Source organism: Puniceibacterium confluentis, from assembly GCF_007923445.1.
GTDB lineage: Bacteria > Pseudomonadota > Alphaproteobacteria > Rhodobacterales > Rhodobacteraceae > Puniceibacterium > Puniceibacterium confluentis.
Genome location: NZ_VOJI01000032.1, coordinates 19,167 through 33,334, shown reverse-complemented (window position 1 = coordinate 33,334; position 14,168 = coordinate 19,167). Strand labels below are relative to the sequence as shown.

Annotated in this window: 18 protein-coding genes and 1 tRNA gene; 14 read left to right on the top strand and 5 right to left on the bottom strand. The window is 61.4% G+C overall.

The window, feature by feature from the left end:
* Positions 1–72: 72 nt before the first annotated feature.
* The 4 genes from FOY53_RS20440 to FOY53_RS20425 form a co-directional block, all read right to left on the bottom strand.
* Positions 73–846: a DUF927 domain-containing protein gene (locus FOY53_RS20440; protein ID WP_186766690.1), complete on the bottom strand. Its 774-nt coding sequence runs from the start codon at positions 844–846 to the stop codon at positions 73–75.
* Positions 847–1,058: 212 nt separating this feature from the next.
* The gene (locus FOY53_RS20435; protein WP_146592162.1) at positions 1,059–1,574 is read right to left on the bottom strand and encodes a hypothetical protein; all 516 of its coding nucleotides are present in this window, start codon (positions 1,572–1,574) and stop codon (positions 1,059–1,061) included.
* A 184-nt stretch (positions 1,575–1,758) separates the two neighbouring features.
* Positions 1,759–3,402 (bottom strand): tyrosine-type recombinase/integrase, encoded by a 1,644-nt coding sequence (locus tag FOY53_RS20430; protein ID WP_186766689.1) that lies wholly within the window; start codon positions 3,400–3,402, stop codon positions 1,759–1,761.
* A gap of 90 nt (positions 3,403–3,492) precedes the next feature.
* A tRNA-Thr gene (locus tag FOY53_RS20425) sits at positions 3,493–3,567 on the bottom strand.
* A 98-nt stretch (positions 3,568–3,665) separates the two neighbouring features.
* Here FOY53_RS20425 and FOY53_RS23255 point away from each other — a divergent pair.
* The 13 genes from FOY53_RS23255 to FOY53_RS20365 all read left to right on the top strand — a co-directional run bounded on the left by FOY53_RS23255 (position 3,666) and on the right by FOY53_RS20365 (position 12,225).
* The gene (locus FOY53_RS23255; RefSeq protein WP_186766688.1) at positions 3,666–3,824 is read left to right on the top strand and encodes a hypothetical protein; all 159 of its coding nucleotides are present in this window, start codon (positions 3,666–3,668) and stop codon (positions 3,822–3,824) included.
* A 6-nt stretch (positions 3,825–3,830) separates the two neighbouring features.
* Positions 3,831–5,099 (top strand): UDP-N-acetylglucosamine 1-carboxyvinyltransferase, encoded by a 1,269-nt coding sequence (gene murA, locus FOY53_RS20420; protein ID WP_146592161.1) that lies wholly within the window; start codon positions 3,831–3,833, stop codon positions 5,097–5,099.
* Positions 5,096–5,566, top strand: coding sequence for a DUF2948 family protein (locus FOY53_RS20415; protein WP_146592160.1), 471 nt, complete (start codon positions 5,096–5,098; stop codon positions 5,564–5,566). The genes murA and FOY53_RS20415 overlap by 4 nt, the downstream gene beginning before the upstream one ends.
* Before the next feature lie 100 nt (positions 5,567–5,666).
* Positions 5,667–6,968: a histidinol dehydrogenase gene (hisD, locus tag FOY53_RS20410; protein WP_146592159.1), complete on the top strand. Its 1,302-nt coding sequence runs from the start codon at positions 5,667–5,669 to the stop codon at positions 6,966–6,968.
* Positions 6,969–7,210: 242 nt separating this feature from the next.
* Positions 7,211–7,690, top strand: a complete 480-nt coding sequence (locus FOY53_RS20405) for a UPF0262 family protein (RefSeq protein WP_146592158.1) — start codon at positions 7,211–7,213, stop codon at positions 7,688–7,690.
* 66 nt (positions 7,691–7,756) lie between these two features.
* A complete protein-coding gene (locus tag FOY53_RS20400) occupies positions 7,757–8,140 on the top strand; it encodes an arsenate-mycothiol transferase ArsC (protein ID WP_246107495.1) in 384 nt (127 codons plus the stop codon).
* Entirely contained in the window at positions 8,140–8,535 is a 396-nt protein-coding gene (locus tag FOY53_RS20395; protein WP_146592156.1) for a ketosteroid isomerase-related protein, read from the top strand. The genes FOY53_RS20400 and FOY53_RS20395 overlap by 1 nt, the downstream gene beginning before the upstream one ends.
* Entirely contained in the window at positions 8,535–9,146 is a 612-nt protein-coding gene (locus FOY53_RS20390) for a GNAT family N-acetyltransferase (RefSeq protein WP_146592155.1), read from the top strand. Before FOY53_RS20395 ends, FOY53_RS20390 begins: the two co-directional genes overlap by 1 nt.
* 42 nt (positions 9,147–9,188) lie before the next feature.
* Positions 9,189–10,073, top strand: coding sequence for a carbon-nitrogen hydrolase family protein (locus FOY53_RS20385; protein WP_146592154.1), 885 nt, complete (start codon positions 9,189–9,191; stop codon positions 10,071–10,073).
* A gap of 84 nt (positions 10,074–10,157) precedes the next feature.
* Positions 10,158–10,376, top strand: a complete 219-nt coding sequence (gene infA / locus FOY53_RS20380) for a translation initiation factor IF-1 (protein ID WP_005978431.1) — start codon at positions 10,158–10,160, stop codon at positions 10,374–10,376.
* A 66-nt stretch (positions 10,377–10,442) separates the two neighbouring features.
* The gene (locus FOY53_RS20375; RefSeq protein WP_146592153.1) at positions 10,443–11,021 is read left to right on the top strand and encodes a Maf family protein; all 579 of its coding nucleotides are present in this window, start codon (positions 10,443–10,445) and stop codon (positions 11,019–11,021) included.
* Positions 11,018–12,037, top strand: a complete 1,020-nt coding sequence (locus tag FOY53_RS20370; protein ID WP_146592152.1) for a ribonuclease E/G — start codon at positions 11,018–11,020, stop codon at positions 12,035–12,037. The genes FOY53_RS20375 and FOY53_RS20370 overlap by 4 nt, the downstream gene beginning before the upstream one ends.
* On the top strand, positions 12,034–12,225 hold the full coding sequence (locus FOY53_RS20365; RefSeq protein WP_146592151.1) for a DNA gyrase inhibitor YacG: 192 nt from the start codon (positions 12,034–12,036) through the stop codon (positions 12,223–12,225). Before FOY53_RS20370 ends, FOY53_RS20365 begins: the two co-directional genes overlap by 4 nt.
* A gap of 62 nt (positions 12,226–12,287) precedes the next feature.
* Here the strand turns inward: FOY53_RS20365 and FOY53_RS20360 are convergent, their stop codons facing one another.
* Complete coding sequence (locus FOY53_RS20360) at positions 12,288–12,803, bottom strand: winged helix DNA-binding protein (RefSeq protein WP_146592150.1); 516 nt, start codon at positions 12,801–12,803, stop codon at positions 12,288–12,290.
* Positions 12,804–12,908: 105 nt separating this feature from the next.
* Between FOY53_RS20360 and FOY53_RS20355 the strand changes: the two genes are divergently transcribed.
* Entirely contained in the window at positions 12,909–14,156 is a 1,248-nt protein-coding gene (locus FOY53_RS20355) for an NAD(P)/FAD-dependent oxidoreductase (RefSeq protein ID WP_146592149.1), read from the top strand.
* Positions 14,157–14,168 lie beyond the last annotated feature (12 nt).

Below are 14,168 nucleotides of genomic sequence, written 5' to 3'. Positions count from 1 at the left end.
ATCCAAATCAGTATAAGGGGGTCACTTTTGGACGCCGATCACCCCGCCACGGGGTCAAAATTGCATGCTTGTTCACATGACATCGCCCCAAACGGACGCGGCAACCTGCTGCAGCGTGGACTTTCCACAACTGGAGTCCCCGAACAGGTGGAAGCCGCCGCCCTGCATCCGCAGCAACTGCTGAAGCGGCCCACTGAAGGCCTGGGACACAGCCAAAATAGCCAGAGGGTTGCCAAGACAGGGTTCCGCGACCTCCCGCTTCCAAGCAGAGGACGATCCATGCGGACGGATCGCCGCCGCCAGTTCCGGCGAGGCGCCCGTGTAGTAGACCGAAGCATCGCCCAACACGCGGCCATCCGCGAGGGCAAACGCCGAGCATGCGTCATCGGTCCATCCCAGGACATCGACCAGTTCCAGACGACCCTGAGGCCGCCAGGCGCTCAAGAACTCGACGATACCTTCCTTGACTTTCGACCCGCGTGACAACACCAGCCCATGGCGCACCAGACGCTCAACCACCTTGGACGCACTGCCCGACAAAGTTGCTGCATCCAGGAGCACGGTATGCGTGCGGTGATCGTCGTCTTCGAGCTCAATCAGATGGCTCCAGCCGGACCCATCGGCCCGACGGCAGAGCGCGACGACCCGAAGCGGCGAGCAAAGCTTTACAGATTCTTCCTCGTCATCTTTCGTGGTGCGGATCTGCCAGATGCCATCAGGTGCCGCGAAGAAGCCAAAAGGTATTTCGTCCGGAACGACGGAGGCCGAAGTTTGCTTCTGCGGCATCAAGCCGGATCCGGGTAACCGGATGATGTTGGATGTTTCAGGATTGAAATGTTCGGTCATGGTGCGCCTTTCTCTGGGCATAGGAAGATCGGCCGACGCGGATAGCTCGCGACGGGCAGGCAGTGTGAATTGCAACTTTTGGGTGACGAGCAACCGACTAGCGTCAGACGATCACGTTCATGAGCACCGGATCAGGAATGCCGACCGAGCCAAATCGGCGGCTTTTTGGCATGGAACCTTGTTTGCGGGTTCACGCAATTTGCCTTGAATATTTACTCACTGTCTTTCCATTCCGGGAGCGACCACCGGACTTGCTTGTTCAATTGTTCAAGCTTTTTGTGAAGGTTGACGGCCTCTTTCATCGCAGATTTGCGGTCGATAGACTCTGGATTTTCCAGCTCTTTCAAGCGATTTTCGATTTCTTCTTTCTTGTATGAATTCACTATGCCGGCCAACTCGATCGCCGCCGTCAACAGACATCCGACGATCACCTCTGCGCGGCCCAAGGCATTTTCAACTTGCGAGAAGTTATCGCCTTCGGAACTGAGCGCTTCGGGAAAGGCAAACTCGCTCGCGCCACGTTCATCTTCAAAAACCGGCGCCTCAATGCCGATCAGGGCCAAAGACAAATCGACCGCGATGTAATTCGGGTTACCCTGAATCCATTCTGAGAAGGGTGTCTGGAACAGGTCCTGATCATTGATGTAAGCCCTTTTCAGTCTATCAAGTCTTTCCTGTTTTCTACGGTCTCTGAATGCTCGTTGTTTTTCAGCGTTTGTAAGTGCCATGGCTTACCTCTACGGGCTGGTTACTAAAACACCATAACCATAACCGTGACTAAAGTCAAGCTGAAGTTGTTTGGCACGTCAAGAAAGCCAGCCGAAGGCAAGTCGTCAGGGAGCCACTTTCTAGATGTTGATTTTTGAACAGACAGTGATCAACGGTTCAGCGCTGACACAGCAGGGCCCGACTTCAATTTTCTTCGGTGAGAGGGCCGTTCGCAGCATGCTGAGGCTTGTCTGACGCGGCAACATGTCCTGCAATCGAATAGGAGGGTAGCGCATCAACAAGACGGGCCATGGCTTTCAAGGTTGCATGCCCATAGCCGTCGGCTGCCCTTTGCTTCAGAACAGCATGGCCGGAAACCGCATCAATGATACGATCCGACAGGCCCAGCTCCATTGCAACGGTCCGGAAGCGATGGCGCCAGGCATGATTGGGGGCGACCTTAGCCGGAACAAGCCCACTGGCACGAAGCCAATCGGATACTCGTCCCGAAGTCATCCTGGCGCCGGACAGGCTCTGTGTCCCATCCTTTGTGCGATAGAAGAGCGGCCCGGAAGCTGCCTGGGCCACAAAGTCAAGAAAACCCAGTTCCACAATCTGCCGGTGAAGTGGCACGTCGCGATATTCGTCAGTTTTTACAGTTCCGGCGTCTGGTGTGATTTTGATGACATTGATACCACCTTCTTGAAAGACATCTTCCTTGCGAAGTTGAGACATTTCCGTAACCCGGGCACCTGTGAAGGCGCAAAGTAGGGGGATCCAGCGCTTCGCTGCCGTCGTCTCTGGAAATTCCGTTGACGCACGGCCTGCAAGAGGTTTGGGAAAATAGGAAACAGAGAATGTCAGGACACGTTCGGCCTCCTCGAGCGTAAAGCCTTTGGGCCGTGTCTTTACCTTTTTGGGAACCTCTTGCCGGACAGCTGTCGCAGGATTCTCCGGTAGGCGGTCTTCCCTGACGGCCCAACTGAAAATGGTCCTTATAGCAGCAAGGTAAACATCGTTCACTGTTTTGGGCGACAGGCGTTGCATCAGATTGTCACGCCATGCCATTAGGTCCTGCTTTGAAATGCGTCTGGCATCATCATGGCCCAGATGTTTGTGCAGGTGTTTGATTACCGGCGACCAGCGACGTTCGGATTCTCGACCGCGGCCCAACTGATTGCGCGAGGCAATATAGTCCGCGAAGAGGCCCCGCAGCGAAACCGGTGGCAAAGGCAGCTCTTCAGGTTCAGCGTTTCGCAGGAGGGGATGTTCTGGCTGACCTGAGAAGTCGCCATCGTCGCGCTCGAAAACTCTTGCCAGAGCCTCGTATTCCGAAATGCAGATTGCGCGTGCAAGATCACGCCATTCCGTGCTGCCGTAGGCGGCTGTTGTGTTGCCGAGCAGCTGAAAATGAGTGATCCGGTGGCCGACAAGCGCCTCGAGGTCCTTGTCCCGAAGCTTTCCGGCGATGCCGTCTCTTAGTTTTGCGGCATAGCCGTCGTCTATGCCAACTCCGGCATAGTCAGGCGAGAAATTGCGCGCGTCCTCGTCCTGCCGAAGTCGTGCCTGATAGCTGCGCATAGCAATCTGACCAAGAGACAGAGGGTATCTTCCAGGAGTTACCTGTGCCCCGCTTACTTCAGCGAGTTTGCGCTCGGCCAGGGCGATCTGATGCATCAGTTCCGCCAGAGCGACGGGATGCATGCGTGTGGCACTGCGGCGATCCGCTCCGAGTGCTTGGCGCAACTCCGTGCGACCGTCAAAATACGGCCGAAGCTTCACGGGGATGACAAGGCGCGCGAAGTAGCGACCGTCACGATACAGAAGATACTTGATCTTGCCAGACATCACCGAGCCGTTTTGTAACGAGAATTGTAACGACAGAATGTGAAACAGGCCCTATTTGCAAGGGGATCTTTTCATTTCAGGAAGTTAGGATGGTGCTGTGAGAGAGGATTGAACTCTCGACCTCACCCTTACCAAGGGTGTGCTCTACCACTGAGCTACCACAGCACCGGTCGCCTTGTTGGCGTGGCGGGTGATTAGACGCTATTCTCATTCGGTGCAAGGGCAATCTGGACGCTTTTTGCCCTCTGGGTTACAGAGAGGCCATGGAGCAGAAATCCCGCCAGCCGAAAACGTCCAAAGATCACCGTGATGCGCGCCTCAAGGCCGCGCTGAAGGCGAATCTGGCGCGCCGCAAGGCGCAGGCCCGGGCCCGCGACGGCGAAAAACCGCAACCTGAGGGTGCGGAGAAAGACAAAGGATAGACAGGCATGGATTCGATCATCGTCACCGGGGGCGGACCGCTGTCCGGCCAGATTCCCATTGCAGGTGCGAAAAACGCCTGCCTCACCCTGATGCCGGCGACGCTGCTCAGCGACGAACCGCTGACACTGACCAATGCGCCGCGGCTTTCGGACATCCGCACCATGACCACGTTGCTGCAGTCGCTGGGCGCCGAGGTGCAGAGCCTGCAGGATGGTCAGGTCCTCGCCTTGTCGAGCCACAACATCCACAACCACACGGCGGATTACGACATCGTGCGCAAAATGCGGGCGTCGATCCTTGTGCTGGGGCCGATGCTGGCGCGGGACGGGCATGCGGTGGTGTCGCTGCCCGGTGGCTGTGCCATCGGGGCGCGGCCGGTGGATCTGCACCTAAAGGCCCTTGAGGCGATGGGCGCCGAACTGGATCTGCGTGACGGCTATGTTCACGCCAAGGCGCCCGGCGGGCTGAAGGGGGGCGTTGTCGAATTTCCGTCGGTGACCGTCGGGGCGACCGAAAATGCCCTGATGGCGGCGACGCTGGCCAAGGGCACCACCGAGCTCCGCAATGCGGCCCGCGAGCCCGAGATTGTCGATCTGGCCCAGTGTCTGCGCAAGATGGGGGCGCAGATCGAAGGCGAAGGCACCAGCACGATCACCATTCAGGGCGTCGACCGGCTGGGTGGGGCGACACACCGTGTGGTGACCGACCGAATCGAGTTGGGCACCTACATGCTGGCGCCGGCGATCTGCGGCGGCGAAGTGACGCTGCTGGGCGGGCGCATCGACCTGCTGGCGGCCTTCTGCGAAAAGCTGGATGCCGCCGGGATCAGTGTGAGCGAAACCCCCGAGGGTCTGACGGTCGCGCGCCGCAATGGTCGCACCAGGGCTGTCGATGTGACGACCGAACCGTTCCCGGGCTTTCCGACCGACCTTCAGGCCCAGATGATGGCGCTCCTGTGCACGGCCGAGGGTACATCGGTGCTGGAGGAGAAGATCTTTGAAAACCGGTTCATGCATGCTCCGGAATTGATGCGGATGGGCGCGAGGATCGAGGTGCATGGCGGCCACGCCACGGTGACCGGGGTGGACAAGCTCAAAGGTGCCCCGGTGATGGCGACCGACCTGCGCGCCTCGGTCTCGCTGATTCTTGCCGGCCTCGCGGCATCGGGAGAAACCATAGTGAACCGCGTCTACCACCTTGATCGCGGTTACGAGCACGTGGTGCGCAAGCTTTCGGGCGTAGGGGCCAGAATCGAACGGGTGAAGGGTCAATGACCGAGGATGCACGATTCGAGGACGGCGCCGACAAGCCGCTGAACCTGGGCGCGCTGGATGCCGATGATCTTTCGGTGCTGTCGGCGCTGGCGCAGGATGCGGTGTTCCCGGTTGCCGAGATGACCTGGCAGCCACGGCACCGTCGGCTGGCGCTTTTGGTCAACCGCGTCCGCTGGGAGGACAGGAAGGCCGGAGTCCATGCACCGGAACGGGTGCAGTCCCTGCTTGTCATCGACAATGTGCTGGGAGTGGACAGCCAGGGGATCGACCGCAGCGATCGCGACACCATCCTGTCGCTGCTGTCCGTCAGCTTCGAGCCGGGACCGGATGCCTCGGGCAACGTGTTGCTGACGCTTGCCGGTGATGGCGCGTTGCGCGCCCGGGTCGAAGCGCTGGAAGTCACGCTCAGGGATGTCACCCGGCCCTATGTCGCGCCGTCCGGCAAGACGCCGCAGCATCCAGACTGAGCGCGCTGCTCATCCGGGGCAGGCGCCGCGGGCCGTTGTTGCAATTGCTTGAGGCCCGGCGCCCCCCGGGCTATGTCGCTGCAAACCAAAGGGGTCTGCCATGCCGGTCTTTCTCGATACCACCCAGCCCGATTTCGAGGCAGTTTTTGTCAGGCTGTTGAACGCCAAGCGTGAGGACAGCCCGGACGTCGATGATACGGTGGCTGCAATCATCGCCGATGTGCGGGCCCGCGGCGATCAGGCGGTGCTGGACCTGACCGCCAAATTCGACCGGCTGACGCTGACGGCGGAGACCATGGTTGTCGGTCGGGCAGAAGTTGACGCGGAAATCGCCGGGGTCTCGCCAGAGGACCGCGCCGCACTGGAACTGGCGGCTGAACGAATCCGCGCCTACCACGTGCGCCAGATGCCCGAGGACGCGCAGTGGACTGATCCCGATGGCGCCACCCTGGGCTGGCGCTGGACGCCGGTCGGGGCGGCCGGGCTGTATGTTCCCGGCGGGCTGGCGAGCTATCCGTCATCGGTCCTGATGAATGCCATTCCAGCCAAGGTTGCGGGCGTGCCGCGGCTGTGCATCACCGTGCCGACCCCGGACGGGGTGATCAATCCGCTGGTGCTTTTGGCGGCACGGATCAGTGGCGTCGACGAAATCTATCGCATCGGCGGCGCGCAGGCCATTGCCGCTTTGGCCTATGGCACTGAAACGATTGCGGCGGTCGACAAGATCACCGGTCCCGGCAACGCCTTTGTCGCAGCGGCCAAGCGGCGGGTGTTTGGCAAGGTCGGCATCGACATGATCGCCGGACCATCCGAAATTCTGGTGATTGCGGACGCTGACAATGACCCTGACTGGATCGCGCTGGACCTGCTCAGCCAGGCCGAGCACGACGAGAGCGCGCAGTCCCTGCTGATCACTACCGACGCGGACTTTGGTAAAAGTGTCGCGCAAGCTGTTGAAAAGCGGCTTGAAACATTGGAACGCCGCAGCATCGCCGGGGCCAGTTGGCGTGATTTCGGCGCGGTGATCACCGTCCGGGATCTCCCCGAGGCCGCGACACTGTCTGACCGGATTGCCCCGGAACACCTTGAACTCTGTGTCGCCGATCCGCACGCTCTGAGCCAACAGATCCGCCACGCCGGAGCGATCTTTCTGGGCCAGTGGACTCCCGAAGCCATCGGAGACTACGTCGGCGGGCCGAACCATGTGTTGCCGACCGCGCGTTCGGCGCGGTTTTCCTCGGGACTGTCGGTGCTGGATTTCCTGAAACGGACCACACTGGCGCAGATGACACCCCAGGCGTTGCGCGCCATCGGCCCTGCTGCCGAGCGGCTCGCCCGGTCGGAAAGTCTCGAGGCGCACGGGCTGTCTGTCACCGCGCGGTTGCAGAAACTCAACGATTAGCAGGCACCGGCCGGTCGTACTGGAAGGGACGTGCGGATTTCGACTGTGCAATTTCGAATAATTTTCTGACGAAAGTCACGGAAATCTGGCTGAAAACAGCAATGAACTTGTCTGAATCGAACATTTTCCGAGTGACGTCACGAATGCCGGGGTCGCGCTGATACACCAAAAGGTGCGATTGCCCCACGCGAGTCGACGCGTTAAGCATCCCCTGGGAGGATGGCAGTCAAAAGGGTCCGTCCATGAGCCGTATTGCACATATCGAGCTGGATGACGCCGGTCTTCCACCTCCGACGCCGGAGATCGAACAGGAACGCCGCGTGGCGATGTTTGACCTCATGGAGCAGAACACCTTCGTGCTGCCGACGCGGGATGACCGCGCTGTGCCGTCCGGACCCTATCGTGTCGGGTTGTCGATCCGGGAAAAACGTCTGGTTTTCGATGTTGCGACCGAAGCGCACGAGAAGGCGGCGGAGTTTCACCTGTCGCTGTCGCCCTTCCGCCAGGTGGTGAAGGACTATTTCCAGATCTGCAAAAGCTATTTCGACGCGGTCAAGAAACTGCCTCCCAGCCAGATCGAAACCATCGACATGGCGCGGCGCGGCATTCACAACGAAGGGGCGCGGATCCTTCAGGAACGGCTGGTCGGAAAGGCGGACATCGACGACGACACCGCCCGGCGCCTGTTCACTCTTGTCTGCGTCCTGCACTTCGGGGGCTGAATGGTGCCGTTACAGCTTCCGCAGTCGGTGCTGTTCTGCTGTGACCACAATGCGGTGCGCTCGCCAATGGCCGAGGGCATCATGAAGAAACTGTACGGATTCAGCAGCTATGTGCAGTCCGTCGGCGTTCTGAACGATCTGGATGTGGATGGTTTTGCCATTGCCGCCTGCAAGGAGATCGAGGTTGAACTGTCGCGTCACACGGCGCGCAACTTCGACGATCTGGAGCAGTATGGCGAGGCGCTGTCGGGCTTTGATCTGATTGTTGCGATGTCGCCAACGTCGCAGCGCAAGGCATTGGAACTGACGCGCTTGTTTCATCTGTCGGTGGAATACTGGCCGATCATGGACCCCACCGGGCTGGGGGAAAGCCGCGAGGCAAAGCTGAACGCCTATCGCCAGACCCGGGACCAGATTTATGAACAACTCAAGGGAAAATGGGGACGCTGATGAGCAACACCACTTTGGAGCGGTATTTCGATGCCTTCAACCGGGGCGACACCGCAGGGATGCTGGACTGTCTGTCCGACGAGGTTGCGCACTATGTGAACGAGGGCAATGTGCGAATAGGCCGCGAGGCCTTTGCCGAGTTCTGCGCTCATATGGAGCGCTGCTATGACGAGAAGCTCACCGAGCTGGTGCTGTTCGAGGCCGAGGACGGCACACGCGGCGCGGCGGAATTCATGGTGAACGGCACCTATCTGGAAACGGATCCGGGGTTGCCGGAGGCGCGTGGCCAGACCTATCGTCTGCCGGCCGGCTCATTCTTTTCGCTGACCGGGGGCAAGATCACGCGGGTGGTCACCTATTACAACCTCTCGGACTGGATCAAGCAGGTCTCGTGATGCGTGTCGAGGTACTGACCGGGGCGGCGCTTGCCGCTGCGCTGGACGATGTGGCGCGGCTGCGGATGCAGGTGTTCCGCAGCTGGCCCTATCTGTATGACGGGGATCTGGAATATGAACGGTCGTATCTCCAGACCTACCGCGACAGCGACCGGGCGGTGCTGGTCGGGGCCTTTGACGGCGACCGGCTGGTCGGGGCGTCGACCGGCGCGCCGATGCTTGAGCATGCCGATGATTTCTCGGCCGCGTTCGACAGCAGCGGCCTGGCGCTGAAGGATCTGTTCTACTGTGCCGAATCGGTCCTGTTGCCCGAATGTCGCGGCCAGGGCATCGGCCACCAGTTCTTTGATCAGCGCGAGGCGCATGCGCGGCGGCTTGGCTTTGCCCATACCGCCTTTTGTTCGGTTATCCGGGCTGCGGATCATCCGCTTCGCCCGACCGATTATGTCCCGCTCGACGGTTTCTGGCGCAAACGCGGCTATGCACCGCTGGAGGGTGTCGTGGCGCAATTCCGTTGGAAAGACATCGATTCGTCGGACGAGAGCGCCAAATCCCTGCAATTCTGGAGCAGGCGTCTGGACGTGGCCACCCATCTCCAAACCGATGCATGAGGCGTCGGCCCGGTCCCCGGGGTTTGAGAACAGGACTGAATCATGAAGATCGCAACCGCCGCCTATCCGATGGATTTTCTGGCCGATTGGGACGCCTACGCGTCCAAGATCACCTCCTGGGTGTCCGAAGCCGCCGGGCAGGGCGCCGACCTGCTGGTGTTTCCGGAATACGGAGCGATGGAATTGGCGACCCTGGCGGGGCGCGCAGTCGCGGCGGATCTCGAATCGTCTCTGCGTGCGGTTTCGGACAATATTCCCCGGGCGGATGCGCTGCATGCGGATTTGGCGCGCGCGCACGGGGTTCACATCCTCGCGGCCTCGGGTCCGGTGTTCGATGCCACCATCGGTCTGCGCCCGGTCAACCGCGCGCGCCTGTTCACGCCGAGCGGCGCGCAGGCGCATCAGGACAAACAGATCATGACCCGGTTCGAACGGGAAATCTGGGGGGTCGTGCCCGGCCATCCGCTGGCGCTGTTCGACACCAGCCTTGGAAAGTTGGGCATCCTGATCTGTTATGACAGTGAATACCCTTTGTTGGCCCGGGCATTGTCCGAGGCTGACCTGATCCTTGTGCCGTCCTGCACCGAGGCGCTGAGCGGCTATTCCCGGGTGCGCATCGGCGCCATGGCCCGGGCGCTGGAGCAGCAATGCGTGACCGTCATGTCGTCCACCACCGGCGCCTGCGACTGGTCCGAGGCGGTGGACACCAACACCGGAATGGGGGGCGTCTTCGGTCCGCCCGATACCGGCTTTCCAGCCACGGGCGTCATCTCCGAGGGGCGGATGAATCAGCCGGGCTGGACCTATGCAGAGATCGACATTTCACACATCGCCCATGTACGTGCTGATGGCGTCGTCCTGAACCGGGCGCACTGGAGCGAACAGACCGGTCGGGACGCTCCTGCACCGATCCGCAGCCTGCGCTGATTTGGGCCTTGAAAATCTGGGGGAATGCGCCCATTTAGTGCTGCGCTCTGCAACGAAGGCAGAGTCGGTAACTTAGGAGAGACCATGGCCAAGGAAGATACGCTCGAATTTCCCGGTGTCGTGAAGGAACTCCTGCCGAATGCGACGTTCCGGGTCGAGCTTGAAAACGGCCATGAGATCATCGCACATACGGCAGGCAAGATGCGCAAGAACCGCATCCGTGTCCTCGCGGGAGACAAGGTACAAGTCGAGATGACACCCTACGATCTGACCAAGGGTCGGATCAACTATCGCTTCAAGTAAGCGCATGATGACCGCTGCTCCGACATTGGGCCGCAAGGCCACGCCGAAACGCGCGCCGGGGCAAGCATGAAACTGATCCTCGGCTCTGGCAGTCCGCGTCGGCGCGACCTGCTGGCCCAGCTGGGGGTTGTGGCGGATGACATCCGCCCCCCCGACATCGACGAAGCACCGTTGCCCCGCGAACTGCCGCGCCCCTATTGCGTGCGGCTGGCGCGGGAAAAGGCGCTGGCCGTCGAGGCGGGAAGCGACGACATCGTGCTGTCTGCCGACACCACCGTGGCGCTGGGACGCCGAATCCTTGGCAAACCCGGCGACGCGGGCGAAGCGGCGCAGTTTCTGCTGGCGCTCTCGGGCCGCCGTCACCGCGTGATCACCGCCATCGCCGTGCGGCGCGGCGCGCGGGTCTGGGAACGTGACGTGGTGACCGCCGTCAAGATGAAGTCGCTGTCGGATGAGGAACTGAACGCCTATCTCGCGACCAACGACTGGCAGGGCAAGGCTGGTGCCTACGGCATTCAGGGGCCTGCCGGGGCGTTCATCCCATGGATTTCAGGCTCTTTCACTGCGGTTGTCGGCCTGCCGCTGACCGAGGCTGCGCATCTGTTGCGCGCCGCAGGATACCCTCTCTGGAAGGAGCAGCCATGAAAGGCCGCACCATCGCGCTCGACCATCTCAACGGTTCCGAAGCCGCCGCTCTCATGGTGGATGGCATTCTTCAGGATCTGCTGGTCGACACCGATCTGCCGCGTCCCGGCACCATCTATCGCGCCATCGCCATGCGGCCGATGAAAGGGCAGGGCGGGATGTTCCTGAACAGCCCGGACGGCCCGTGTTATCTGCGCCAGATCAAGGGCCTGGCGGCCGGACAGCCGCTGCTGGTGCAGGTCACCGGCTATGCCGAACCCGGCAAGGCGATCCCCGTCACCACCAAGATCCTGTTCAAGAGCCGCCATGCCATCGTCACGCCCGACGCGCCCGGCTTCAACATCTCGCGGTCGATTCGCGACGAGGAAGAGCGCGTTCGCCTGATCGAAATTGCCCACGAAGCGATGGACGAGGGCAGTCACGGCCTGATCCTGCGGTCGTCCTGTGCCGGGGCGGACCGCGACGAGATTGCCGAAGACATCCAGGCCATGGCGGATCTGGCAAACACTGTGATGCAGGACACCACCGGCGAGGCCGAAACCCTGGTCGAAGGCGACAGCCCCCATGCGCTGGCCTGGCGGGAATGGAGCGAGTCGGCCGAGATCGACACCGAGGCGGGCAGCTTTGAAACCCAGGGCGTTCTGGATGCCATCGAAGAGCTGCGCAGCGCCAGAGTGCGGCTTGGCGAGGGTGCAATGTTCATCGAGCCGACCCGGGCGCTGATTGCCGTGGACATCAACACCGGCGGAGATACGACTCCGGCCGCCGGTCTCAAGGTCAATCTGGCGGCAATGAAGGATCTGCCCCGCCAGTTGCGTCTGCGTGGCCTTGGTGGCCAGATCACCATCGACATGGCGCCGGTGCCGAAAAAGGACCGTCGCACCATCGAATCCGCCCTGCGCGCTGCGCTGAAACTCTGCACCATCGAAACGACGCTTGTCGGCTGGACCCCGATGGGCAACCTGGAACTGCAACGCAAGCGGGATCGGATCGCCTTGTCGCAGGTCCTGGGATGAAATGTCCGATCTGCAAGCGCGCAACTGATCCGCAGTTCCGTCCGTTCTGCTCGAAACGTTGTGCCGATGTCGATCTCGCCAAATGGATAAACGGCAGCTATGCCGTGCCTTCTGACGATCCTGACGACATCGAAGAAGCTCTGAACGCGGTTCTGAACACGACGGAAACGCCGGGCAAGCCGCACTGAACCGACGTTGACCTGTGCGCGCCCCCGTCAGGCCGTGAAAACTGCGCAAGGGCAGCCCGCAGTCAGTAGGTTGCCGCTGCCCGCGCGGCCTGATCATATTGTCCCGACATCAATCGCAGCAGCGTGGACAGGCGGGTGATCTGCTCGGGTTCGAACCCCAGTTCGGCGACGGCGCCGAGCAACAGGCCGTCCCTGATCTCGCGGTAACGTTCGCAGGCGGCGGCGCCTTCCGCCGTGGCGGAAACGGTTTTTTCCTTGCCCTGACGACCCTCTTTCACCAACCCGGCGCGGGCCAGCTTCTTGATGGCGTAGTTCACCGTATGCGTGTCCTCGATGTTCAGCACCAGACAAAGATCGGCCAGCCGTTTGGGGCGGTCGCGGTGAAAAACCGAATGCAACACCAGCACTTCGAGCGCGGTGAGACCAGGGTGGCCCGCCGTGGCCATTGCCCGCACCACCCAGCGCTGAAAGGCATTGTGCGCAAGCGTCAGGCCAAATTCAAACTCGGATATCTCGGGAAAGGCCCCCCCCGCGAGGTGGGCCGATGAGACGACCGGGCCTAGATCATGCTGTTTCATGCAGCACAGCAAAGACCAACACTGACAATTTGTCAACATTTTGTTGACGAACTGCGATTATGCTTCACAATGCTGGCATGGAATCACTCTGGGATAGTTGCTGTCATGTCGCCCGTTCCTGATCATGTCGTGGTTGTCGGCGCGGGCATCGTCGGTGTGTCGACGGCTATCTGGCTGCGCCGTTTCGGCGCCAGGGTCACTGTCGTGGATCATGCCGACCCGGGCGAGGGCACATCGCATGGCAACGGCGGCGTGCTTGCCGCCTGCGCCATGCTGCCGGTCACGGCGCCGGGGCTGATCCACAAGGCTCCGGGCATGCTGCTGGACCGCGATGCGCCGCTGTTTCTGAAGTGGGCCTATCTGCCGCGGCTGCTGCCCTGGCTGATCAAGTACCTCAGTCACGCCAATGCGGCCGACACCCGCCGCATCGCCGAGGGTCTGGCGCCGATTGTGGTGGACAGCGTTGACCAGCATCTGGCGCTGACCGAAGGGCTGTCGGCGCGCAGCTTTGTCGTGCCCGGAGAGTACGCCTATGCCTATGCCGACCGCCGGGCCTTCGACGCCGAAGCGGGGTCATGGGCCCTGCGGGAAGCATTGGGCTTTGCGCCACAACTCGTCGAAGGCCCCGCCGTGCGCGAATATGAACCGATGCTGGGCTCCGGGATCAACTGCCTAGCGGTGATGAGCGATCATGGACATGTCCGCGACCCCGGTGGCTATGTCAAAGCTCTGGCCCGGGATTTTCAGGCAATGGGCGGCACCATTCGCCGGGCCCGGGTTCTGGATCTGACCCTGACCGGCGGGCGCGTCTCGCAGGTGGAAACCAGCGACGGCCCCATTGCCTGCGACCGGGTGGTAAGCGCGTCGGGGGTCTGGTCGGCGCCGCTGTTGGTCAAGCTCGGGCTGAAGGTTCCTTTGGAGAGCGAACGCGGCTACCATATCGTCTTTGAGGATGCCCGGAACGGGCCCAGAGTGCCATTTATGATCAACGCCGGGAAATTTGTGGCGACGCCAATGGACGCCGGATTGCGCTGCGCCGGGATCGTGGAATTCGGTGGGCTGGACGCAGGGCCGTCACGCGCGCCCTTTGACCTGCTGCGCCGCCAGGTCCGGCGTGCCTTTCCGGGGCTGACACATGGCAAGGAGGTGGAGTGGATGGGGCACCGTCCCACTGTTCCGGACAGTCTGCCGCTGATCGGTCAGGTCCGCGAGACCGGTGTTTATACCGCCTTTGGCCACCACCACATCGGCCTGACCGCAGGCCCCAAGACAGGTCGGCTTTTGGCCGGCCTCATGACGGGACGTCCGTCCAACACCGACCTGACCCCGTACCAACCGGGGCGGTTCTCTTGAAATCCAACATGT